We start from the raw sequence: 20,445 nt of genomic DNA on the forward strand, positions 1-20,445 counted from the left end.
GCCGCTCGATGTTTCGGCGCAGTGACGAAGGGGTGGGGCGTGTTACGCGGCCGTGAACGGCCGTGTCACGACGAGGTAACGCCCGTATCCTCCGCACACATGGGACCGGCCGCGCCCGGCGTCCGTGTGACCTTGCGGCGGGGGAGCCGAGTCGGGCAGTACGGGACGTCTGGCGCGGCCGGGGACTGTGCGGGCCCGCGGGGCCGGGATTCAGACCGCTTCGGCGGCCTCGGGCAGGAGCAGGGTGAGCCGGTCGGTGAGCTGGACGACCTCGGCGACGTCGCTGTAGTTGCGGGCGGCGTGGTCGACGGTCTTGCGGAGCCGGGTGTTGACCCGCTCGGAGCGGATGCTGCGGGCGACCCCGAGGGCCTTCTCGGCGAGGACGACGGACTGCTCGGGCTCGCGCTTGAGGAGGTGGACGGTGGCCATGCCGATGAGGTTGAGCGCGTACGACCGCTGGTGGTCGGGGTCCTTCTCGAAGAGCTCCACGGCCCGCTCCATGACGGGTTCGGCGAGCGAGGCGTAGGTCGGGGAGCGTCCGGCGACGTAGGCGAGGTCGCGGTAGGAGTGGGAGTTCTCGCCGTTGAGTTCGGCCTCGGAGAAGAAGCCGATCCAGTCGGGCTCGGGCTCGCCGTCGAGGCCGACGTCGGCGAAGGTGTCCTCGGCCATCCGGACGGCCCGCTTGCACTTGGAGGGCTGGCCCATGTTGGCGTAGGCGCGGGCCTCCATCGCATACAGCATGGCCTGGGTCCGGGGGGTGGCGCACTCACGACTGCCGTACTGGGCCAGATGGATGAGTTCGAGGGCGTCGTCGGGCCGTCCGAGGTGGATCATCTGGCGGCTCATGGACGAGAGGATGTACGAGCCGAGGGGCTTGTCGCCGGCTTCCTTGGCGGCGTGCAGGGCGAGCACGAAGTACTTCTGGGCGGTGGGCTGGAGGCCCACGTCGTAGCTCATCCAGCCGGCGAGTTCGGCGAGTTCGGCGGCGCAGGTGAAGAGGCGCTTGGCGGTGGCGACGGGCTGCGGCTCCTGGAGGAGGTCGGTGACCTCGTGGAGCTGTCCGACGACGGCCTTGCGGCGCAGTCCGCCGCCGCACTGGGCGTCCCACTTGCGGAACATGGCGGTGGTGGACTCCAGGAGGTCGAGCTCGACCTCGGAGAGCCGGTTGGGGCGGCGGGCGTCGGCGAGGGGGTCGGGCCGCTCGAAGTCGCCGGCCGGGGTGGGCACGAGCCAGCGCTGCATCGGTTCGATGAGGGAGGGTCCCGCGGCGAGTGACAGGGACGAGCCGAGGAAGCCGCGGCGGGCGAGCATGAGGTCGCTGCGGGAGAACTCGCTGAGCAGGGCGACGGTCTGCGGGCCGGCCCAGGGCAGGTCGACGCCGGAGACGGACGGCGACTGGTGGGCGGTGCGCAGGCCGAGGTCCTCGATGGCGACGACGGAGCCGAAGCGCTCGGAGAACAGCTCGGAGAGGATCCGCGGGATGGGTTCGCGCGGCTGCTCGCCGTCGAGCCAGCGGCGCACCCGCGAGGTGTCCGTGGAGATGTGGTGCGCGCCCATCTGGCGCGCCCTGCGGTTCACCTGCCGCGCGAGTTCGCCCTTCGACCAGCCGCTGCGCACGAACCACGAGCCCAGCTGCTCGTTCGGGCGCTTGCCGGCAGTCGTACCGTCTGCGCCGTTGCCGCCCACTGGAACGCCCCCATCCACCTGATTGCCTGTCCTGACGAACCCTTACCAGAATGCCGTGTCTCGCGGCACCCGTCCGGCGTTCGCACTCCTTCGAACTGGAAACCGGGTTGCCTCCGGCATACCCGCGCGTGCCGAAGACCCCGGGGTTCGAGTACCGAAAGTAATCCTACGATCACCCCTCTACGAGGGCGATTCAAGAAACGCCACCATTCGCCACCCCTTCGAATGAACTCGCCGCGCGTGGAACGCGATTCACTTGACAGGCGACGAACCGGAGTCGGTGGACGGATGCGCGGAGAGGCGCGCGCGGCGGTCCGCACCACCCCGAGCACGACCGCGCGCCAGGTCGGCGCGACGGAGAGTGACGAAGGGTGACGACGGTCCTCCGGGTCGTAACCACCGGCGCGCTCGACCCGTTGGAGGGGGCATGGGTTTCACGATCGGCGGCATTCGTGAGATGCGGTCCGGCGCACGCCGCCGCGTACGCACCACGGAGTGCACAGCGGTGGCGGAGTACACGGGACTGTGGGGCTGGGACGTCGTCCCCGGGGCGCGGGCGGTCTCCGGCCAGTGCTCCTGCGGGGACCGGGCGTGCGCGGCGCCGGGCGTGCACCCCCTCTCCTTCGCGGAGCCGGTCCCGGCCGGCGCGGGCCTCGACGACGCCGCCAAGGCGTGGTCCGATTACCCGGGCGCGGCGCTGCTGCTGCCCGTGGGCAAGGCCTTCGACGTGATCGAGGTCGCGGAGGCCGCGGGCCGGCGGGCGCTGGTGCGCCTGGAGCGCATGGGTCTGCCGCTGGGCCCGGTGTGCGCGACCCCGACCGGCCGGGCGCGGTTCTTCGTGGCGCCCGGCGCGGCGGCCGAGCTGCCCCAGCTGCTGTACCGGATGGGCTGGGACGACGCCGATCTGGACCTGCACTGCCTGGGCCCCGGCAGTCACATCACCGCTCCCCCGTCGGACCTGGGCGGGCTCGGGCCGGTGCGCTGGCTGCGGCCGCCGACGCTGGACACGGCGGGCGCGCCGCCGCAGGCGCGGCTGCTGCTCGGCACCTTGGCGTACATCTGCCACCGGACGCGGTTCTGACTCCTGCCCCGGGTACGCGGAAGGGCCCTCTCCACGCGGTGGCGAGGGCCCTTCCGTGTGCCGTGCGGGGTGTCAGTCGCCGATCAGGGCGTCGACGAAGGCACCCGGCTCGAAGGGGGCCAGGTCGTCCGGGCCCTCGCCCAGGCCGACCAGCTTGACCGGGACGCCCAGCTCGCGCTGGACGGCGACGACGATGCCGCCCTTGGCGGTGCCGTCGAGCTTGGTCAGCACGATGCCGGTGATGTCGACGACCTCGGCGAAGACGCGGGCCTGGATCAGGCCGTTCTGGCCGGTGGTGGCGTCGAGGACGAGGAGGATCTCGTCGAGCGGGCCGTGCTTCTCGACGACCCGCTTGACCTTGCCGAGCTCGTCCATGAGGCCGGTCTTGGTGTGCAGCCGGCCGGCGGTGTCGATGAGGACGACGTCGGCGCCCTCGGCGATGCCCTCCTTGACGGCGTCGAAGGCGATCGACGCGGGGTCGCCGCCCTCGGGGCCGCGCACGGTCCGGGCGCCGACGCGCTCGCCCCAGGTCTGGAGCTGGTCGGCGGCGGCGGCGCGGAAGGTGTCGGCGGCGCCGAGGACGACGGACTTGCCGTCGGCGACGAGGACGCGGGCCAGCTTGCCGGTGGTGGTGGTCTTGCCGGTGCCGTTGACGCCGACGACCATGACGATGCCCGGGACGTCAGCGGGGCTCTCCGTCCTGACCGTGCGGTCGAGGTCGGGGCCGAGGAGCGCGACGAGCTCCTCACGGAGCAGGCCGCGCAGCTCGTCCGGGGTGCGGGTGCCGAGCACCTTGACCCGCTCGCGCAGCCGCTCGACGAGCTCCTGGGTGGGGGCGACGCCGACGTCGGCGGTGAGGAGGGTCTCCTCGATCTCCTCCCAGGTGTCCTCGTCGAGGTGCTCGCGGGACAGCAGCGTGAGCAGCCCCTTGCCGAGCGAGTTCTGGGAGCGGGCGAGCCGGGCCCTGAGCCGGACGAGTCGGCCGGCGGTGGGCTCCGGGACCTCGATCTCGGGGGCGGCGGGGGCCTCGGGCTCCTCGGCGACCGGGGCCTCGGGGGTCGCTCCGGTGGGGAGCTGGACCTCCTCGACCGTGCGGCGTGGTTCCTCCCGCGGCGTCTCCGCCTCCTCGCCGACGTGCGGTTCGGCGGGCGGAGCGGTGATGGTCGGCGTGGTGGACGGCGGCTCGGCCGGCGGCAGCTGCTTCTTCTTGCGACCGCTGATCACGAGCCCGCTCGTCACGGCGACCGCGACGACCAGAGCGATGACTACAGCAAGGATGAGTTCCATAACCTGACCAGTATCGGCCAAGAAGCGACCGGAGACGGAGCACTACGCTGCGTGGGTTTCCCGCACCTGTGCGGAGTACTCCCGATGGCGGCGGCCATCGCTCCCCCGGTCCTCCTCGGGGTCCGCGCGACCGTTCTCATCTGACACCGCGTCAGCTAACGTCCCCCTTCGCCGGTATCCCACGCGGAGGGGGACTCCCCATGCCCTTCACAGTCGTACGGTTCAACCTCGTCGATCCGCACGCGACCCCCGTCTCCCTCGCCGCCCGCTACCGGGCCGCCGTCGAGATGGCCGCCCACGCCGACGCGCACGGCGTCGACACCGTCCAGACCGAGGAGCACCACGGCGTCGCGAACAACTGGCTGCCCTCGCCCTTCGCCTTCGCGGGCGCGGTCTTCGGCGCGACGCGGCGGATCGCGGTCACCGTGTCGGCGATCATCGGGCCGCTGCACGACCCGCTGCGGCTCGCCGAGGACATCGCGGTCCTCGACCTGCTGAGCGGGGGCCGGCTGGTCACGGTGGCGGGGATCGGCTACCGGCCGGAGGAGTACGAGGAGCGGGGCGTCGACTGGGGCAGGCGCGGCCGGCTCCAGGACGAGCTCCTGGAGACCCTGCTCGCGGCCTGGACCGGCGAGCCGTTCACGTACCGGGGCCGTACGGTACGGGTCACCCCGCGCCCCCTCACCCAGCCGCATCCGATGCTGCTCGTCGGGGGTTCGTCGCGGGCGGCGGCGCGGCGGGCGGCCCGGCTGGGGCTGCCGTTCTTCCCGAGCGCGCACCTGCCGGAGCTCGACGCGTACTACCGGGAGCGGTGCGCGGAGTACGGCACCGAGGGCTGGACGATGATGCCGGCCGAGGAGACCCCGCTGCTGCACCTGTCGGAGGATCCGGACCGGACGTGGGCGGAGTACGGGGAGCACTTCCTGCACGAGGCCCGGACGTACGCCTCCTGGCAGTCGAAGGACATCACCTCGGCGGTGCGGTCGACCGCGACGACGGTGCCGGAGCTGCGGGCGGAGGGGGTGTACCGGGTCGTGACGCCGGAGGAGTGCCTGGCGCTCGGCCTGGAGAGCGTGGTGCTGCACCCGCTGTGCGGCGGAATGCCGGTGGAGGAGGGGTGGCGGAGCCTGCGGCTGTTCTGCGACGAGGTGGTGCCGCGGCTCGCGGCCTGAACGGTGTACTGCCCCGGCGCGAGGCGCAGGACCTCGGGCCGGGGCAGTTCCGTGGGTGAGGAGCGGGGCAGCGGGGTTTAGCCCATCTCCTCCAACGCCTTGCCCTTGGTCTCCTTGACGTACCTGAGCACGAAGGGGATCGAGAGCACGGCGAAGACCGTGTAGATGACGTAGGTGCCGGAGAGGTTCCAGTCCGCGAGGGACGGGAAGCTCGCGGTGATGGCCCAGTTGGCGATCCACTGGGCGGAGGCGGCGACACCCAGGGCGGCGGCGCGGATCCGGTTGGGGAACATCTCGCCGAGGAAGACCCAGACGACCACGCCCCACGAGAGGGCGAAGAAGAGCACGAAGACGTGGGCGGCGACGAGCGCCACGACGCCCTGCGTCTCGGGCAGCTTGCCGTCGACGAGGTCGGCGGAGAAGGCCCACGCCTCGACGGCGAGGGCGACGGCCATGCCGACGGAGCCGACGAGGGCGAGCGGCTTGCGGCCGACCCGGTCGACCAGGACCATCGCGATCACGGTGCCGATGATGTTGATGATCGACGTGGTGAACGAGTAGAAGAACGAGCTCGACGGGTCGATGCCGACGGACTGCCAGAGGGTCGCGGAGTAGTAGAACGCGACGTTGATGCCGACCAGCTGCTGGAAGACCGAGAGGCCGATGCCGACCCAGACGATGGGCAGCAGCCTGTACGTGCTCCCCGCGACGAGCAGGTCCTTGAAGGTGGACTTGTGCTCGCTGCGCATGGCCCGGTCGATCTCGGCGACGCGGTGGTCGAGGTCGACGCCGTGGCCCTCGACCTCGGCCAGGACCTCCTTGGCCCGGTCGGTCTTCCCGACGGAGATGAGGAAGCGGGGGGACTCCGGGATCGCGAAGGACAGCATGCCGTAGAGGAGCGCGGGGACGACCATCACGCCGAGCATCCACTGCCAGGCCTCCAGGCCGCCGATCTCGCCGCGCTGGTCGCCGTCGGCGAGCTGGAGGATGCCGTAGTTGACGAGCTGGGAGATCGCGATGCCGATGACGATCGCGGCCTGCTGGAAGGAGCCGAGGCGGCCGCGGTAGGCGGCGGGGGCGACCTCGGCGATGTAGGCGGGGCCGATGACGGAGGCCATGCCGATGGCGAAGCCGCCGATGATCCGCCAGAAGGCCAGGTCCCACAGGGCGAAGGGGAGCGCGGAGCCGACGGCGCTGACCGCGAAGAGCGCCGCGGAGATCTGCATGCAGCGGATGCGGCCGATCCGGTCGGCGATCCGGCCGGCGGTCGCGGCGCCGATGGCGCAGCCGATCAGGGCGATGGCGATGACCTGGGCGAGGGTGCCGGAGCCGATGTCGTACCGGTCGCGGATCGCCTCGACGGCGCCGTTGATGACGGAGCTGTCGTATCCGAAGAGGAATCCACCCATCGCGGCGGAGGCCGTGATGAAGATGACGTGGCCGAGGTGGTCCGGGTGGGCGGCTCGGCCTTCGGAAGGCGGCGGCATGGGCGCCTGCTCGGTGTTGGTCACATGGACTCCTCGGTGGGGGGAAGCCCTTCCAGTGGCGCACAACTTCACGCCGCCCACCACGTGAAGGTAAAAGCAACGTTGCAGAGACTATGCCTTCAAGTTTCGAAGTCAATAGCCAATGTCATGTGACTTTATACGAGAGATCAAGGTCCATATGTTCAAGACTTGAACGACCGAGGTTCAGCGGAGCCGCTGACTGATCACCTTCGAGACGCCGTCGCCCTGCATGGACACCCCGTACAGCGCGTCCGCGACCTCCATCGTCCGCTTCTGGTGGGTGATCACGATCAGCTGCGAGGACTCCTGGAGCTCCTGCATGATCCGGATCAGCCGCTGGAGGTTGGTGTCGTCGAGCGCCGCCTCGACCTCGTCCATCACGTAGAAGGGGCTGGGCCTCGCCTTGAAGATGGAGACGAGCAGCGCCACGGCCGTGAGCGACCGCTCGCCGCCCGACAGCAGCGACAGGCGCTTGACCTTCTTGCCCGGCGGCCGGGCCTCCACGTCCACCCCGGTGGTGAGCATGTTGTCCGGGTCCGTGAGGATCAGCCGGCCCTCGCCGCCCGGGAAGAGCCGCGAGAAAACGCCCTCGAACTCCCTGGCCGTGTCCCGGTACGCCTCCGTGAAGACCTGCTCGACGCGCACGTCGACCTCCTTCACGACCTGAAGCAGGTCGGTCCGGGTCTTCTTCAGGTCCTCCAACTGCTCCGAGAGGAACCGGTGCCGCTCCTCCAGGGCCGCGAACTCCTCCAGCGCCAGCGGATTCACCTTGCCGAGCTGGTGGTACGCCCGTTCGGCGGCCTTGAGCCGCTTCTCCTGCTCCGAACGGACGAAGGGGCGCGAGGCGGGAACGGGGGCGGGGGTGAGGGCGGAGGCGGGGGCCGGGGCTGGGGCGCCTGACGCGGTTCCGGCCGCGTCGGTGACGTCCCGGCCGGTTCCGTCCCGGTCGGCTCCGCCCTCCGTCGGCGGCGCGGGAACGGGCTGGTCGGGACCGTACTCGGCGACCAGATCGGCCGACTCGACGCCGAACTCCTCCAGGGCCTTCGCCTCCAGCTGCTCGATCCGCAGCCGCTTCTCGGCGCCGAGCACCTCGCCCCGGTGGACGGAGTCGGTCAGCTTGTCGAGCTCGCCCTTGAGGTCCCGGGCACGGGTCCGGGCGGCCGTCAGCCCCTCCTCGCGATCGGCCCTGGCGGCCTGGGCGGCCACCCGCTCCCGCTCGGCGCGGACCAGCGAGACCTCCACATGGGCGAGGAGCGTGCGGGCACCCGCGGCGACCGCGCCCGCGACCCGCTCCTCGTGGCGCAGCCTGGCCCGGCGCTGCTCGGCGCGCACACGTGCCTCCCGCTCGGCGCGGGCGGCCCGGTCGAGCGAGTCGGCCCGTCCGGCGAGCCCCTTGACCCGCTCCTCGTGGGTACGGACCTGGAGCCGCGCCTCCATCTCGGTCTGGCGCGCGTTGGAGCCGTCGATGGCGAGGCGGTCGCGGACGGAGGTGTCGGGCTCGTCCTCGCCGTCCCCGTAGACGGTGGCCTCCTGGGCGACGAGCAGGCGTTCGGCCAGCTCCTCGGCGTCGACGGTGGCCTTCTCCAGGGCCTCCTGGGCGCGGGCGGCGGCTGCCGCGGTCCGCTCGGCCTCCCCCGCCGCTCCCCTGGCCTGGCCGGCGAGCCGGCCGAGCTGCTGGGCGACGGCGGACTTCTCGCGCTCGGCGGCGCGGCGGCGGGTGTCGAGCTCCTCGACGAGCGCCCCCGCGGTACGGCGCCGCTCGTCGGCCTCACGCTGCCCGGCGGCCAGCTCCTCGCAGCGCACGGTGAGTTCGTCGAGTTCCGCGGCGGCCTCGGCCACCGAGGCCTGGACTTCGAGCAGGCTGGGCGCCCCGGCGGAGCCGCCCTGGGCGAAGTGGGCGCCCAGCAGGTCCCCTTCGGCGGTGACGGCGGTCAGCGCGGGCCTGGCCCTGACCAGTTCCGCGGCCTCGTCGAGGTCCTCGACGACCACGACTCCGGCCAGCAACCTGCGGACCGCGCCCAGGAGTTCGGCGGGGCACCGGACCAGGTCCGCGGCGCGCCGATGGCCGTCGGCGTCCGGGGCGGGAGCCGGTTCGGGGACGCCGGACGGCTTGGGGACGTCGGTCGACTCGGGGACGTCGGGCAGCTCGGAGGAACCGGGCAGCTCGTAGATGTCGGTCAGCTCGGGGGTGCCGGACGGCTCGAAGGTGCCGGACGGCTCGGAGGCGCCGGTCAGGAGGAGTGAGGCGCGGCCCGCGTCCTGCTTGCGCAGCAGGCGGAGCGCGTCGGCGGCGGCCGAGGGTCCGGTGGCCGCGACCGCGTCGGCGGCCGCGCCGAGGGCGGCGGCGACGGGGACCTCGTATCCCGGGGTGACGGTGAGGAGTTCGGCGGCCGGTCCGAGGATTCCGGTGAGGCCGGCGGCGAGGAGCGCTCCCGTGCCGTCCTTGCGGCGCAGGCCGAGGGCGAGGGTGTCGTGCCGGGCCCTGGTCGCGGCGCGGCGGCGCTCGGCGGCGCCCGCGGCTTCGCGGGTGGCGCTCAGCGCGGCCTCCGCCTCGGCCAGCTCGCGGCGGGCCGCCTCGTACCGCTCGGCGTGCTCGGTGTCCTCCGCGTCGAGGCCGTCGACCTCCGCCTTGAGCTGCTCGTACTCCTCCTGGGCGGCGGCGGCCCGCTCCCCCGCCTCGTCGCGGGCGGCGGCGAGGCGGTCGATCTCGGCCTGGGCCGAGGCGGCGCGCGAGCGGGCGGCGTTGACCTGGCCGTGGAGCCGGGCGAGGCCCTCTCGCCGGTCGGCGATGGCCCGGGCCAGGTCCTTGAGGCGCCGCTCCTCCTCCGTCAGCGACCGTTCGAGTTCGGCGCGGTGGGCGACGCTGTCCTCCAGGGCGCGCTCGGCCGCCTCCAGGGCGGCTTCGAGCTCCGCCTCCTGTTCGCGGACGCGGGCCGCCTCGCGTTCCAGGTCCTCCGGGTCGCGGCCGCGCCGCTCCTCGGCGGGGGCGGCGGTGGCGCTCTTCACGCGCGCGTCGGCCAGCGAGACGGTGCCGCGGACGCGCTCGGCGAGCTGGGAGAGGGCGTACCAGCTCTGCTGGGCGCGCTCCAGGCGGGGAACGAGGGCGCGGGCCTCCGCTTCGAGGTCCGCCTCCCGGGCGAGCGCGGCGCGCAGTTCGGCCTCGGTGGCCTCCTTGCGGGCGAGCAGGGCCGCCTCGTCGGCGACCTCGGCCGTGAGGGCCCGCTGGAGGTGGACGAGGTCGTCGGCGAGGAGGCGGAGGCGCGCGTCGCGCAGGTCGGCCTGGATGACGACCGCCCGGCGGGCGACGGCGGCCTGCCGGCCGAGGGGCTTGAGCTGGCGGCGCAGTTCGTCGGTGAGGTCCTGCACGCGCGCGAGGTTGGCCTGCATCGCGTCCAGTTTCCGCAGCGCCTTCTCCTTGCGCTTGCGGTGCTTGAGGACGCCCGCGGCCTCCTCGATGAAGGCGCGGCGGCCCATCGGGTCGGCGTGGAGCACGGAGTCGAGCTGGCCCTGTCCGACGATGACGTGCATCTCGCGTCCGATGCCGGAGTCGGAGAGCAGGTCCTGGAAGTCGAGCAGCCGGCAGGTGTCGCCGTTGATCTGGTACTCGCTGCTGCCGCCCCGGAACATGATCCGGGTGAGGGTGACCTCGGCGTAGTCGATGGGCAGGGCGCCGTCGGAGTTGTCGATGGTCAGCGAGACCTCGGCGCGGCCGAGCGGCGGGCGCCCGGTCGTGCCGGCGAAGATGACGTCCTCCATCTTGCCGCCGCGCAGCGACTTGGCGCCCTGCTCGCCCATGACCCAGGACAGGGCGTCCACGACGTTGGACTTGCCCGATCCGTTGGGTCCCACGACACAGGTGATCCCTGGTTCGAACCGCAGGGTGGTGGCCGATGCGAACGACTTGAATCCGCGGAGAGTCAGGGCCTTGAGGTGCACCCCGGGGACTCTACCGGGGCACGTGCGTTTCACCCGCGAAGGTGCAGGGCAGATCATCCGGTGAGGAGGGGTGGGACACGGGGGAAACGGCGGGTGAAAGAGAGAAGGGACGCCGAAGCGCCCCTTGCAAGGAGTGTTTCCCACCTGGCCCCTCGGGGCTGGGTTGTCAGGTGAGCGCAGGCTCCGCCTGGGGTACGTCGAGGTCGATGCTGTTCAGCAGCGACTCTCCCTGGTGCTGAGCGGCGGCAGCGGCGAGCGAGTCGTTCTCGGACTGAATCCGTACCAGCTCGGATTCGAGGTCCTGGACGCGCTGCTGAAGCCGTCGCATCTCGGCGAGGAGTCGCGGGTCGGAGCCGCCGACGTAACCGAGAAGCGCCTTTGCCATGATGGATGGTCCTCCACAATGAGTGACCGACCGTAGCGGTGTGGGTCGTGAGGGATTCGCACCCGCGGTGCTCGGCAGTACTGCTTGTCGTGCCGGTTCCACTGCCAAACAGCTAAGGTGCGCGGGGATTCCAGCGTCTCACCAAAAAGTTTGACGGTCAACACGATCACGCCCCGTTTGAAGGGCCGACCGAGGGGGCCACCACCGCTCGATGTGCGGTGGGTCCTCGCAACTCGGTGCCTCGGGGCGTCGCGATCATCCTTAAGCGGCAGCCTTGCACGACGGGCGCGCATTGGCAACCACCAGGCTCTTTTCCCCTCACGCGACCGTTACGGCGCGTCCGCCCGGCGCCCCTCTCGGTCACCGGACGGGACGCCGGAGCGTCACGCTCAGCGGATGGCGAAGCTCTCGTAACCGCCGCGCGGGGTGTCCCAGATCTCAGTGACGCCGTCCACGCGCCCGGGTGTGTCGGCGGAGTGCAGCCAGTCGAGCAGACGGTGGCAATTCTCACGCGGACCCTCGGCCACCACCTGCACCCGGCCGTCGTCGAGGTTCAGGGCGAAGCCCACCAGGCCGCCGATCTCCAGTGCGTTTGCCCTGGTGAACCAGCGAAAGCCCACTCCCTGCACCCGGCCGCGCACCCAGGCGGTCATCCGTACGTCGTCACTCATGGCTGCACGCTAACGGGCGGATTCCCTGTTGAGCACATCGCCCCCCAGTTCCCACTCGCGTACAGTCCCGACAAACACGCCTCACCCATTCGGGCGCGAGCCGTTCGCCTGTCGATCCGGATCGGTACCGACAGCAAAGATCAGCAAATACCCAGCAAGGACCAGCAGGAAGGCAGAGCAGATGGGACGCCACCGTCGCTCCGGAGCCGCACCCGCCGCAGAAGACTACGCGGCCGGTTCGGGCCACCGGCACCCGGGTGCCCGCCGCAGGCGGCCCGTGCGCACCGGGCTGCTCGGCGCCTCCGCGGCGGTCGCCGTCGGCGCCGTCGCCGTCGCCTCCGGCCTGCTGCCGGGCGGGGACACCTTCACCGTCGGCAGCGTCGGCAGCAGCGAGCAGCGGACCCAGCAGTCCCGCCAGGCTCCGGAGCTGACCACCCAGGGCGGCGCCACCCAGACCCCCGCCCTCGCGTCGGGCGGCACGGGCACGACCGGCGGCGGAGCCGCCCCGTCGACGACCCCGTCCACGAAGCCGAGCCCGAAGGCCACCCCCAAGCCCACCCCGACCCCGTCGAAGACGACGAAGGCCGCCGTGAAGCCGACGCCGTCCAAGACCCCGGCCGCGCCCGCGACCAAGGCGCCCGCGAAGAAGGCACCCGCGACCAAGGCACCCGCCCCCGAGCCGGACCCCACCACGGCGGCGCCCACCCGGAAGGCCCCCGTCGCCTCCACCGCCGACCGCGGCCGGGCCGCCGAGGCCGAGGTCCTCCGCCTCGTCAACGCCGAGCGCGCCAAGGTCGGCTGCACCCCGGTCCGCTCCGACGCCCGCCTCGCCTCGCTCGCCGGCGCCCTCAGCGCCGACATGGCCACCCGCGGCTTCTTCAACCACACGGACCCCGACGGCGACACCCCCTGGGCCCGCGCCCAGCAGGCCGGCGTCACCGGCATGGGCGGCGAGAACATCGCCCGCGGCCAGGTCGACGCCGCCGCCGTCATGACCTCCTGGATGAAGAGCGACGGCCACCGCGCCAACATCCTCAACTGCGACTTCACCACCCTCGGCGTCGGCGTCCACTTCGCCGACGGCGGCCCCTGGTGGACCCAGGACTTCGGCTACTGAGATTTCCGCAGGTCAGAGCCCTATGAACTCTCGTGGGCCGTCCCGGGGCCGTGATCGGCATCCGGGGCGGCCCACACTGCGTCCACGGCGGCCCTCGTATGCGTCTGGCTCGACGGCATGAGGTGGGTGTAGGTCCGCAGCGTGAACCCGGGGTCGTGGTGGCCGAGGTACTCGCTCAGCGCCTTGATGCTCTCCCCCGCGTCCAAGAGCACGGACGCGTAGAAGTGGCGGAGCGCGTGCATCCCGTTGTCCCGTCCGCTGACGATGCCGGCGGCACGGAGAGCCGGACGCCATCGGTGGTCGTTGAAACGGTTCCGGTTGAGGGAGAGTCCCTCCGGACTCCGGAAGATCAGCGTCGCCGTGACCAGAGGGCCGTCAAGGCACCCGCCGCATGCGGCGCGGCGCGCGCGGCCCGTCGCCCGGGCCTGCGCTCCTGTCTGACACCCCGCTCCAGCCCGGGCGCCGTCCGTACGCCTGACAGCTTGGGTTGATGGGCAGCCAAAGCAGGCCTTCAGGCGCGGCAACCGTCACATGGCATGCGTAGAGCCACGAGCACTGCCGACTGCGGCCAAGACGGGCGTCCAGAGGACGGCGAGCAGCGAGGGAGGGGGTCTCTTGCGCATGGCCAGCCGACTGTCAGGCCCGAGTAGGGCGGGGCGCCGTTCCCCCGCCGTCACGGATGACGGGAGCGGGAGGCGACCACACCACCGGAAATGGGCGGGTGGGGAGCAGCTGCTGCCGCGATGCGGCACAGACCGGTGTGGTCGCTCCGCGTCGGTGCCGGTATCACCGTGGCTGATGAGCGTGTCGTCAGGCCACCCAAAGCCGCTCCACAGGCCTCTTGTACGGCGCCTGCCAAGGGGGCGCCATGCACGATCAGGACTGGGACGACGACAGCGAATACAGGTCGGCCGTGAGACGCACACGGATCACGATGGCGATCGCGTTGATCGTGACCCTGTTGGTGGCCGGGGCCGTAGCTGTCGCCATCTTTGGCATATCGCTGTCCCTGGACCTCGCTGAGGCTCTCAGTCGGTAGCCGTGCCCTTCTCGTGCCGCATAGAACGGGGAATCACGGAGAACACCAGGCAGCCACGGTGCACGGACATGCGAACGGCACCCGACCGATCTGCCTGGTCAGGGGCCGCTCAAATGCGGTGGGGTGGGATTTGAACCCACGGTGACATCGCTGCCACGACGGTTTCAAGACCGTCCGTCAGTCGCGCAGGCCGGGCCCAGCCGTGCCCGTCTCGTGCGGACTGCCGGCCACCTTCACCTGCGGTCGCAGTCGCAGTAGGGGCATCCATGCCGATCTTGGCAGTGTGCAGCTCTTCCACAGCGTTCATGGGAATACGGGCGACCGTGACGCACACCCTTTCGGGACGTGCTGGCGCTGAGGACGTGACGGCCACGTGTGCCTGGTAGTCAAGAGGTGCCGTGGCCAGGACATCGAAGACGTAAGAACCGTCGACTTCCGCGTAGCCGTCGGCCCAGATGTGGGCGAGGCCCCCGTTGACCATGCGGAGGTGCCATAGGGAGGGAACGTCTTGAAGCTGCACGAGCGACAGGTTAGACCGTTTACCACGCCCGCTGGTGGCTCGTTCATCACGACGCGGTCCGACCGATCCGGCTGAAGCCACGGACCGCAGACTGGCCGTGCCAGATGCGGCCAGATCGGGCGGGGCAGCCCGGGAATGCGGGGCACTGTCGGAGCCCGCGCAGGGGATCAGTACAGCCCCCCGACCGTGCAGGTCAGGCGTAGGTCCGCCCTCCCTCTCTTGTAAAGAGGTGGTCTCAGCTCCCGTGCGCCCCAGTGCCTCCATCGGCAAGAGGCGCGCGCCCGCATGCGCCTTCCGCAGAGCCAGGAGCGCTCGACGCACTCGGCTGGTCTGTCCGTCCGATGGCACCAGGGGGAGTAGTTGTCTGCGACGGTCTCCGGTGGCCCCACCGGAACGGTGCGAAGTGGCTCCGCCAAGCGTTCGACCGGCGGGGCGGTGGGTGGCCCGCGCACAGGCGCAGCCAGCGAGAAGAGGCCGTCTGGGGCCCGGGTGAGCCGTCGGCTACCCGTTCGAGAGGTGGGGCCACTTCCCGCCGTTCGCCCGGGTCCAGCGGAAGCCGTTCAAGACACCCCATCGAGCGACGATGGGTTACACCACGAGGATGAACGCGACCGCGTGCTGCGGAGACACGCGGTTTTCGCTCCGGTGCGATCTCAAGATAAGCCGCAGGCTGAGTGGATCAGCTCCATCGTGGCGTTCGAGAGGTAGCACTCCTTGGGATCACAAGCCTGGTGGGAGGGCCTGGCCAAGGTTAGGTGGCCCGATGTTCCGCCAAGCGTCATCGCGCGCGGAACGTGGTACCAGCAGAACATGCACAGTGCCCGCTGGAGGGCCAGGCTGCTGGATCTGACGATCCTGGTTCTAGCTGCGGGGGTGCCCTTTGTTGTCGCGATCAAGGCTGGTAACTGGGTTGTTGCGCTTCTAGGCTCCCTCACCTCCCTGCTTACAGGGATGCGCCATGTCTTCGACCCTCAAGGAGACTGGATCTCTTTCGCCCAGGCGAATCTACAGATCGAAACCGAGGTGGTTCGCTACAAGCAAGCCTTGGATGAGTACAGCGACGCGGCCGCTGCTCCAGGAATTCTTGCTGTACGCGTGGAGAACATCGCCGCAGTCGAGACAGGTACCTGGGCCCAGCGCCTCCCTCGCCCTGCCACCCCAAGCACGAGCAGCAGCACCGGGTGAGTGTCTATCTGCGTGACAACGCCGACGAACAATGGCGGATGAGTGCGAACGTCTGTGGACCATCAGCACAGGTGAGAGCCGCACCACCGCACGGCAGCGGCCCCACCCGAGTTGCTTCGGGACGAAGAGGTCCTCACTCAACGTCACGCTTCCGCCGGCGCGGCTTGCTCTCGTCGACGACATGGCGGCGTGGCTGAGGCCGGTGGGGGCGCGGCGAGGCATACGCGTGCGTGATCGGTCGGCGCACCCGCCGTCGTGGCTGACTGCCGCCGGCTGAGGATCAGACACTCCCGGCGCAGGTCAGCACAGCAACCGCTACCAAGGAACCTAAGCTTCCAAGCTGAGGTACCAAGTGCGTCGGCGCATACGAAGCCCGTAGCATGCCGCCCATGGTGACTGCGACTGTCCGCGAGTGGAGCGACGAGGAAGGGTGGGGTGTGCTCGACTCCCCCGAGACCCCCGGTGGTTGCTTCGGCCACTACTCCGACATCCAGGCGCCCGGCTTCCGCACTCTGTCGCCCGGACAACAGGTGGACCTCAAGTGGGAGGCTCCGGGCTTCAAACAGGACGGATACGACTACCGCGCGGTCAGCATTGAGCCTCGGCGTACCTGACATCCACAGCTGACATCAACAACGCTGGACGGGCGCATACGCCAACACCCCTGTCCAGCCGTCACGTCCGTCGACATCAGCCGCCGGAGCAGGCTCGGATCGAACTTGTAAAGCGGTGATCTCCCAGCACCTTCAAAACAAGGGAGAGAAGCCGGGGGGACTGGTCGAGCTGGAAGGGCGAGCCACTCCGCGTGGGCTCCCAGCCCGGCCCCGTCACCTTCGTGGTGGCGGGGCCCTTGCGTGTGCGGGTGGGGTGGGGAGGTCAGGCGGCGGCCTTGCCTGCGGCGAAGGTGCGGGCGGTGAGGGCGACGCGGCGGCCGAGGTGTTCGGCGGTGGCGACGTCGGCCTTGTGGACGCCTTCGGGGCCGAGGTCGGTGTGGGTCTGGGCGCCGGCGCCGGCGAAGAAGCCGAGGCGGTTGAGGTCGTTCTCGGAGGCCTCGCTGCTGTTCCAGCCGGGCTTCAGGCCGAGGTTGACCCAGGTCATGCCGTGCTGGCCGGCGAGGGTCTGGAAGAACTGCAGGGTGTGCAGCTTGTCGCCGCTCTTCGAGCCGGAGTTGGTGAAGCCGGCGGCGAGCTTGTCCAGCCAGGCGTCGGTGAACCAGCGCTTCGAGGTGTCCTCGGCGAACTTGTGGAAGGCGCCGGAGGCCGTGCCCATGTAGGTCGGGGAGCCGAAGACGATCGCGTCGGAGGCGTCGAGGAGCTCCCACTCCGCGTCCGTGATCCCGTCGACGTTGATCAGGTGGACGGTGGCGCCCGTGTCGGCGGCACCGGCGCGGACGGCCTCGGCCAGGACGGCGGTGTGGCCGTAGCCGGAGTGGTAGGCGATGGAGACGACGGGGGTGGTCACAGCGGGCTCCTCGGTAGGGCTCGAAAAGGTCGGCGGGGAACGACCAGAAGTAGAGCACTAACTTTTAGAAAGCGCAAGCGATCGGATAGCGCACTCATGGTGGTAAGCGCTGCGCGGGAGTACGGTGGGGGCATGACTGACGACCTCGCCTACGACGTGTTCGCGCGCGCCTGCCCCTCCCGCGGCACGCTGGAACACGTGACGGGCCGCTGGGGCAGCCTGACCCTGGCCGCCCTGCACGACGGGACGTTCCGCTTCAACGAGCTGCGGCGGCGGGTCGACGGCGTCAGCGAGAAGATGCTGTCGCAGACCCTGCACGCCCTGGAGCGCGACGGCCTCGTCCACCGCGAGGCGCAGCCCGTGAACCCGCCCCGGGTCGACTACCGGCTCACCCCGCTCGGCCGCGAGATCGCGGAACGGCTCATGGGCCTGATCCAGCTGGTCGAGGGCCGCATGCCGCAGGTCGAAGCGGCGCGGGAGAGCTACGACACGGAGCGCGCGGCCTCCGTCACCACCTGACGCACCCCGCCGACGGGCCCCCGCAGGCCGGGCCGCTGACGGCCGGACGCCTGCCGATCGGACCCTTGCCGGCCGGGCTGCTGCCCGCCGGGCGCCCGACCGCGGTGCACCCGCCGACCCGGCCCCCGCCGGCCGCGCCCCGGTGTTACGCCGTCGGGCGTGGCGGGCGCTGGCAGCGGGGGCAGAAGTAGCTGGAGCGGTTCATCCAGGCGCGGCGGCGCATGGGGGTGCCGCAGCGGCGGCAGGGCTCGTCCTCGCGCCCGTAGGCGTCGAGAGAGCGGTCGAAGTAGCCGGACTCGCCGTTGACGTTCACGTACAGGCTGTCGAAGCTGGTGCCGCCGACGGCGAGGGCCGCGTTCATCACGTCGCGGACGTGCCCGAGGAGCTCGGCCGAGCGCGGCCGGGTCAGGGTCGCCGTCGGCCGGTCGTAGTGCAGCCGGGACCGCCAGAGCGCCTCGTCCGCGTAGATGTTGCCGACGCCGCTGATCAGCGACTGGTCGAGCAGCGCGCGCTTGATCGTCGTACGGCGCTGCCGCAGCGCTGCCTGGAAGGCGGCGTCGTCGAACTCGGGGTCCAGCGGGTCGCGGGCGATGTGCCCGATGACGTCGGGCAGCCCGTCCGGGGTCTGGTCGTGGAGCGAGAGCCCGCCGAAGGTGCGCTGGTCGACGAAGCGGAGCTCGGTGCCGGCGGAGTCGTCGAAGCGGAGCCGGATGCGGAGGTGCTTCTCGTCCGGGGCGTCCTCCGGCTGGACGAGGAGCTGGCCGCTCATGCCGAGGTGGCCGAGCACGGAGGTGCCGGTGTCGGCGAGCGGGAGCCAGAGGTACTTGCCTCGGCGGCGCGCCACCTCGAACCGCTGCCCCTTCAGCCGGGCCGCGAAGTCCTCGCCGCCCGCCGGATGGCGCCGTACGGCCCTGGGGTGCAGCACCTCGACCTCGGTCACGGTCCGTCCGGCGACCCAGCGCTCCAGACCGCGCCGTACGACCTCGACCTCGGGCAGCTCGGGCACGGGGACTCCTCAGGACGTCTTCGACAGCGCCTCAACCCTACCGGCGTACGCGCGGCGGAAAGACGAGAACCCCGCCCTGGGGCGGGGTTCTCGGGAAGCGGTGGGCCGGGCCGTCAGGCCGACGCCGGGTGGGCGGTCGGAGAGGGGTCGGCGACCTCTCCCGTGCCCGCCTCGGCAGCGGCCTTCGCCGCCGCCGCGCGTTCGTCCGCGGCCGCGCGAATCTCGCGCCACGCGGACTCGGCGGCCTGCTGCTCCGCTTCCTTCTTGCTGCGGCCGGTGCCGGTGCCGTACGAGACACCACCGACGCGGGCGGCAGCCGTGAAGACCTTCTCGTGGTCCGGACCCTCTTCGGTGACGAGGTACTCCGGCACACCCAGGCCCTCGGCCGCGGTGAGCTCCTGGAGACTGGTCTTCCAGTCCAGTCCGGCACCGAGGTTCGAGGACTTCTCGATCAGCGGGTCGAAGAGCCGGTGCACCAGCTCGGACGCCGCTTCGAGGCCCTGGTCGAGATAGACCGCGCCGATCACCGCTTCGAGGGTGTCGGCGAGGATGGACGCCTTGTCCCGGCCGCCCGTGCCCTCTTCGCCCCGGCCGAGCCGGATGAAGGAGCCGAGTTCGAGGCCGCGACCGACCTCCGCCAGCGCACGAGAGTTGACCACCGCGGCCCGCAGCTTGGCCAGCTGGCCTTCGGGCAGGTCGGGGTGGGTGCGGTACAGCGTGTCGGTGACCACCAGGCCGAGCACCGAGTCCCCGAGGAACTCGAGACGCTCGTTGGTGGGCAGACCGCCGTTCTCGTACGCGTACGAGCGGTGCGTCAGCGCACGCACCAGAAGGGCGGACTCGAGCCGATAGCCGAGCCGCCCTTCCAGAAGCGTGTGGGACGAGGCTGCGCTGATGTTCTCAGACATCGTGCCTCTCACCAGCCACTCAGACCGAGAGGACCTGGCGCTTGTTGTAGGTGCCGCAGCTCGGGCACGCGATGTGCTGCAGCTTCGGCTCCTGGCAACGCTCACACGAAACCAGGGTGGGGACCGCAGCCTTCCACTGCGACCGGCGGTGGCGCGTGTTGCTGCGCGACATCTTCCGCTTCGGAACAGCCACGGCTACTTCTCCTGCTTCTCGGCGGCGCTTCGGACGTCCCCGTCAGAGGCTTTGCCGCTCATGTTGTCCTTCTCATCGGTTCCCAGCGAACCGGCGAGTCCCTGCAGTGCCGCCCAACGAATGTCGACGGCGTCATGGTGGTGGTCCGGGTTCTCGTTCAGGTTGGCCCCGCAGTCGGAGCACAGACCCGCACAGTCCTCCCGGCACACCGGCTGCATCGGCAGTGCGAGCACCACCGCATCACGCAGCACGGGTTCGAGGTCGAACATGCCGTCCTCGAGGGGGATCATGTCCTCGTCGTCCTCGGCTTCGTCGTCCGCGGCCGCCTTGGAGCGGCCCCGGTCGTCGGAGTCGGGGTACGAGAACATCTCCTGGAAGTCCACGTCGAGATCAAGCTCGACGGGCTCCAGACACCTTACGCACTCCCCCTCGGCCGATGCACGGGCGGTGCCTGTGACAAGCACCCCTTCCATGACCGACTCAAGACGGAGATCGATGTCCACCGGAGCGCCCTCGGGCACTCCGATCACTCCTTCGACGCCGAGGGCCGTGGGGGCCTCGACCGAACGCGAGAGCCGCTGGAGGGCACCAGGACGCCGCCCCAGCTCGTGCGTGTCGAACACGAGGGGGTTGCGGTGGTCGAGGCGCGTGCTCAGGGCTCTTCCTGCTTTCGGATCGTTCTCAACGTGAGGAGGCTGCCGGACGGTGGGCAGCAAGGATCGCGGGCATACGCGCGACCGAAGAGCCAGGATACTGGACGCTTCGCTCTGG

17 protein-coding genes and 1 pseudogene are annotated in these 20,445 nt (G+C 71.0%); 6 read left to right on the plus strand and 12 right to left on the minus strand.

The window, feature by feature from the left end; translation table 11 throughout:
- Positions 1-210 precede the first annotated feature (210 nt).
- Entirely contained in the window at positions 211-1,686 is a 1,476-nt protein-coding gene (locus ACIQFX_RS28545) for a hypothetical protein (protein ID WP_402469056.1), read from the minus strand.
- Positions 1,687-2,113: 427 nt separating this feature from the next.
- Between ACIQFX_RS28545 and ACIQFX_RS28550 the strand changes: the two genes are divergently transcribed.
- Positions 2,114-2,767 (plus strand): bifunctional DNA primase/polymerase, encoded by a 654-nt coding sequence (locus tag ACIQFX_RS28550; protein WP_402469059.1) that lies wholly within the window; start codon positions 2,114-2,116, stop codon positions 2,765-2,767.
- Between the two features lie 72 nt (positions 2,768-2,839).
- Here the strand turns inward: ACIQFX_RS28550 and ftsY are convergent, their stop codons facing one another.
- The gene (gene ftsY, locus ACIQFX_RS28555) at positions 2,840-4,054 is read right to left on the minus strand and encodes a signal recognition particle-docking protein FtsY (RefSeq protein WP_402469061.1); all 1,215 of its coding nucleotides are present in this window, start codon (positions 4,052-4,054) and stop codon (positions 2,840-2,842) included.
- 200 nt (positions 4,055-4,254) lie between these two features.
- Here ftsY and ACIQFX_RS28560 point away from each other — a divergent pair, with 200 nt between their 5' ends.
- Positions 4,255-5,226, plus strand: a complete 972-nt coding sequence (locus ACIQFX_RS28560) for an LLM class flavin-dependent oxidoreductase (protein ID WP_402469064.1) — start codon at positions 4,255-4,257, stop codon at positions 5,224-5,226.
- A gap of 77 nt (positions 5,227-5,303) precedes the next feature.
- Here the strand turns inward: ACIQFX_RS28560 and ACIQFX_RS28565 are convergent, their stop codons facing one another.
- The 4 genes from ACIQFX_RS28565 to ACIQFX_RS28580 form a co-directional block, all read right to left on the minus strand.
- Positions 5,304-6,713 carry a sugar porter family MFS transporter gene (locus tag ACIQFX_RS28565; protein WP_402469338.1) on the minus strand — a complete coding sequence of 470 codons (1,410 nt, stop codon included), beginning with the start codon at positions 6,711-6,713 and terminating at the stop codon, positions 5,304-5,306.
- A gap of 204 nt (positions 6,714-6,917) precedes the next feature.
- Entirely contained in the window at positions 6,918-10,670 is a 3,753-nt protein-coding gene (locus ACIQFX_RS28570) for an AAA family ATPase (protein WP_402469067.1), read from the minus strand.
- Between the two features lie 166 nt (positions 10,671-10,836).
- Positions 10,837-11,055 carry a hypothetical protein gene (locus ACIQFX_RS28575; RefSeq protein WP_015036455.1) on the minus strand — a complete coding sequence of 73 codons (219 nt, stop codon included), beginning with the start codon at positions 11,053-11,055 and terminating at the stop codon, positions 10,837-10,839.
- Between the two features lie 389 nt (positions 11,056-11,444).
- Entirely contained in the window at positions 11,445-11,726 is a 282-nt protein-coding gene (locus ACIQFX_RS28580) for an acylphosphatase (RefSeq protein ID WP_078905263.1), read from the minus strand.
- Positions 11,727-11,907: 181 nt separating this feature from the next.
- Between ACIQFX_RS28580 and ACIQFX_RS28585 the strand changes: the two genes are divergently transcribed.
- Entirely contained in the window at positions 11,908-12,843 is a 936-nt protein-coding gene (locus ACIQFX_RS28585) for a CAP domain-containing protein (protein ID WP_402469070.1), read from the plus strand.
- A 20-nt stretch (positions 12,844-12,863) separates the two neighbouring features.
- On the opposite strand, the pseudogene ACIQFX_RS28590 reads toward ACIQFX_RS28585, so the two are convergent.
- Positions 12,864-13,223 (minus strand): annotated as a pseudogene (locus ACIQFX_RS28590) (tyrosine-type recombinase/integrase); the annotation flags it as partial.
- A gap of 1,893 nt (positions 13,224-15,116) precedes the next feature.
- On the opposite strand from ACIQFX_RS28590, the gene ACIQFX_RS28595 reads away from it, so the two are divergent.
- Positions 15,117-15,587 carry a DUF4231 domain-containing protein gene (locus ACIQFX_RS28595; protein WP_402469072.1) on the plus strand — a complete coding sequence of 157 codons (471 nt, stop codon included), beginning with the start codon at positions 15,117-15,119 and terminating at the stop codon, positions 15,585-15,587.
- A gap of 389 nt (positions 15,588-15,976) precedes the next feature.
- Positions 15,977-16,201, plus strand: coding sequence for a cold-shock protein (locus ACIQFX_RS28600; RefSeq protein WP_402469074.1), 225 nt, complete (start codon positions 15,977-15,979; stop codon positions 16,199-16,201).
- A gap of 262 nt (positions 16,202-16,463) precedes the next feature.
- On the opposite strand, the gene ACIQFX_RS28605 is transcribed toward ACIQFX_RS28600, so the two are convergent.
- Positions 16,464-17,048 (minus strand): flavodoxin family protein, encoded by a 585-nt coding sequence (locus ACIQFX_RS28605; RefSeq protein ID WP_376489076.1) that lies wholly within the window; start codon positions 17,046-17,048, stop codon positions 16,464-16,466.
- Positions 17,049-17,180: 132 nt separating this feature from the next.
- Here ACIQFX_RS28605 and ACIQFX_RS28610 point away from each other — a divergent pair, with 132 nt between their 5' ends.
- The gene (locus ACIQFX_RS28610; protein ID WP_402469076.1) at positions 17,181-17,567 is read left to right on the plus strand and encodes a winged helix-turn-helix transcriptional regulator; all 387 of its coding nucleotides are present in this window, start codon (positions 17,181-17,183) and stop codon (positions 17,565-17,567) included.
- 145 nt (positions 17,568-17,712) lie between these two features.
- Here the strand turns inward: ACIQFX_RS28610 and mutM are convergent, their stop codons facing one another.
- From mutM to ACIQFX_RS28630, 4 genes are all read right to left on the minus strand, one after another.
- A complete protein-coding gene (mutM, locus tag ACIQFX_RS28615) occupies positions 17,713-18,573 on the minus strand; it encodes a bifunctional DNA-formamidopyrimidine glycosylase/DNA-(apurinic or apyrimidinic site) lyase (RefSeq protein WP_402469078.1) in 861 nt (286 codons plus the stop codon).
- Positions 18,574-18,686: 113 nt separating this feature from the next.
- Entirely contained in the window at positions 18,687-19,481 is a 795-nt protein-coding gene (rnc, locus tag ACIQFX_RS28620) for a ribonuclease III (protein ID WP_402469081.1), read from the minus strand.
- A gap of 19 nt (positions 19,482-19,500) precedes the next feature.
- A complete protein-coding gene (gene rpmF, locus ACIQFX_RS28625; protein ID WP_015036448.1) occupies positions 19,501-19,674 on the minus strand; it encodes a 50S ribosomal protein L32 in 174 nt (57 codons plus the stop codon).
- A gap of 2 nt (positions 19,675-19,676) precedes the next feature.
- A complete protein-coding gene (locus ACIQFX_RS28630) occupies positions 19,677-20,330 on the minus strand; it encodes a YceD family protein (protein ID WP_402469341.1) in 654 nt (217 codons plus the stop codon).
- Positions 20,331-20,445: the final 115 nt, after the last annotated feature.

Source organism: Streptomyces sp. NPDC093089 (genome assembly GCF_044754405.1).
Classification (GTDB): domain Bacteria; phylum Actinomycetota; class Actinomycetes; order Streptomycetales; family Streptomycetaceae; genus Streptomyces.

What these genes read in the sequence shown, in the direction of transcription:
- ACIQFX_RS28550 (WP_402469059.1), top strand. Translation starts at nt 2,114, where the DNA reads ATGGGTTTCACGATCGGCGGCATTCGTGAGATGCGGTCCGGCGCACGC.
- ftsY (WP_402469061.1), bottom strand. Translation starts at nt 4,054, where the DNA reads ATGGAACTCATCCTTGCTGTAGTCATCGCTCTGGTCGTCGCGGTCGCC.
- ACIQFX_RS28560 (WP_402469064.1), top strand. Translation starts at nt 4,255, where the DNA reads ATGCCCTTCACAGTCGTACGGTTCAACCTCGTCGATCCGCACGCGACC.
- ACIQFX_RS28565 (WP_402469338.1), bottom strand. Translation starts at nt 6,713, where the DNA reads ATGCCGCCGCCTTCCGAAGGCCGAGCCGCCCACCCGGACCACCTCGGC.
- ACIQFX_RS28575 (WP_015036455.1), bottom strand. Translation starts at nt 11,055, where the DNA reads ATGGCAAAGGCGCTTCTCGGTTACGTCGGCGGCTCCGACCCGCGACTC.
- ACIQFX_RS28580 (WP_078905263.1), bottom strand. Translation starts at nt 11,726, where the DNA reads ATGAGTGACGACGTACGGATGACCGCCTGGGTGCGCGGCCGGGTGCAG.
- ACIQFX_RS28585 (WP_402469070.1), top strand. Translation starts at nt 11,908, where the DNA reads ATGGGACGCCACCGTCGCTCCGGAGCCGCACCCGCCGCAGAAGACTAC.
- ACIQFX_RS28600 (WP_402469074.1), top strand. Translation starts at nt 15,977, where the DNA reads ATGGTGACTGCGACTGTCCGCGAGTGGAGCGACGAGGAAGGGTGGGGT.
- ACIQFX_RS28610 (WP_402469076.1), top strand. Translation starts at nt 17,181, where the DNA reads ATGACTGACGACCTCGCCTACGACGTGTTCGCGCGCGCCTGCCCCTCC.
- rnc (WP_402469081.1), bottom strand. Translation starts at nt 19,481, where the DNA reads ATGTCTGAGAACATCAGCGCAGCCTCGTCCCACACGCTTCTGGAAGGG.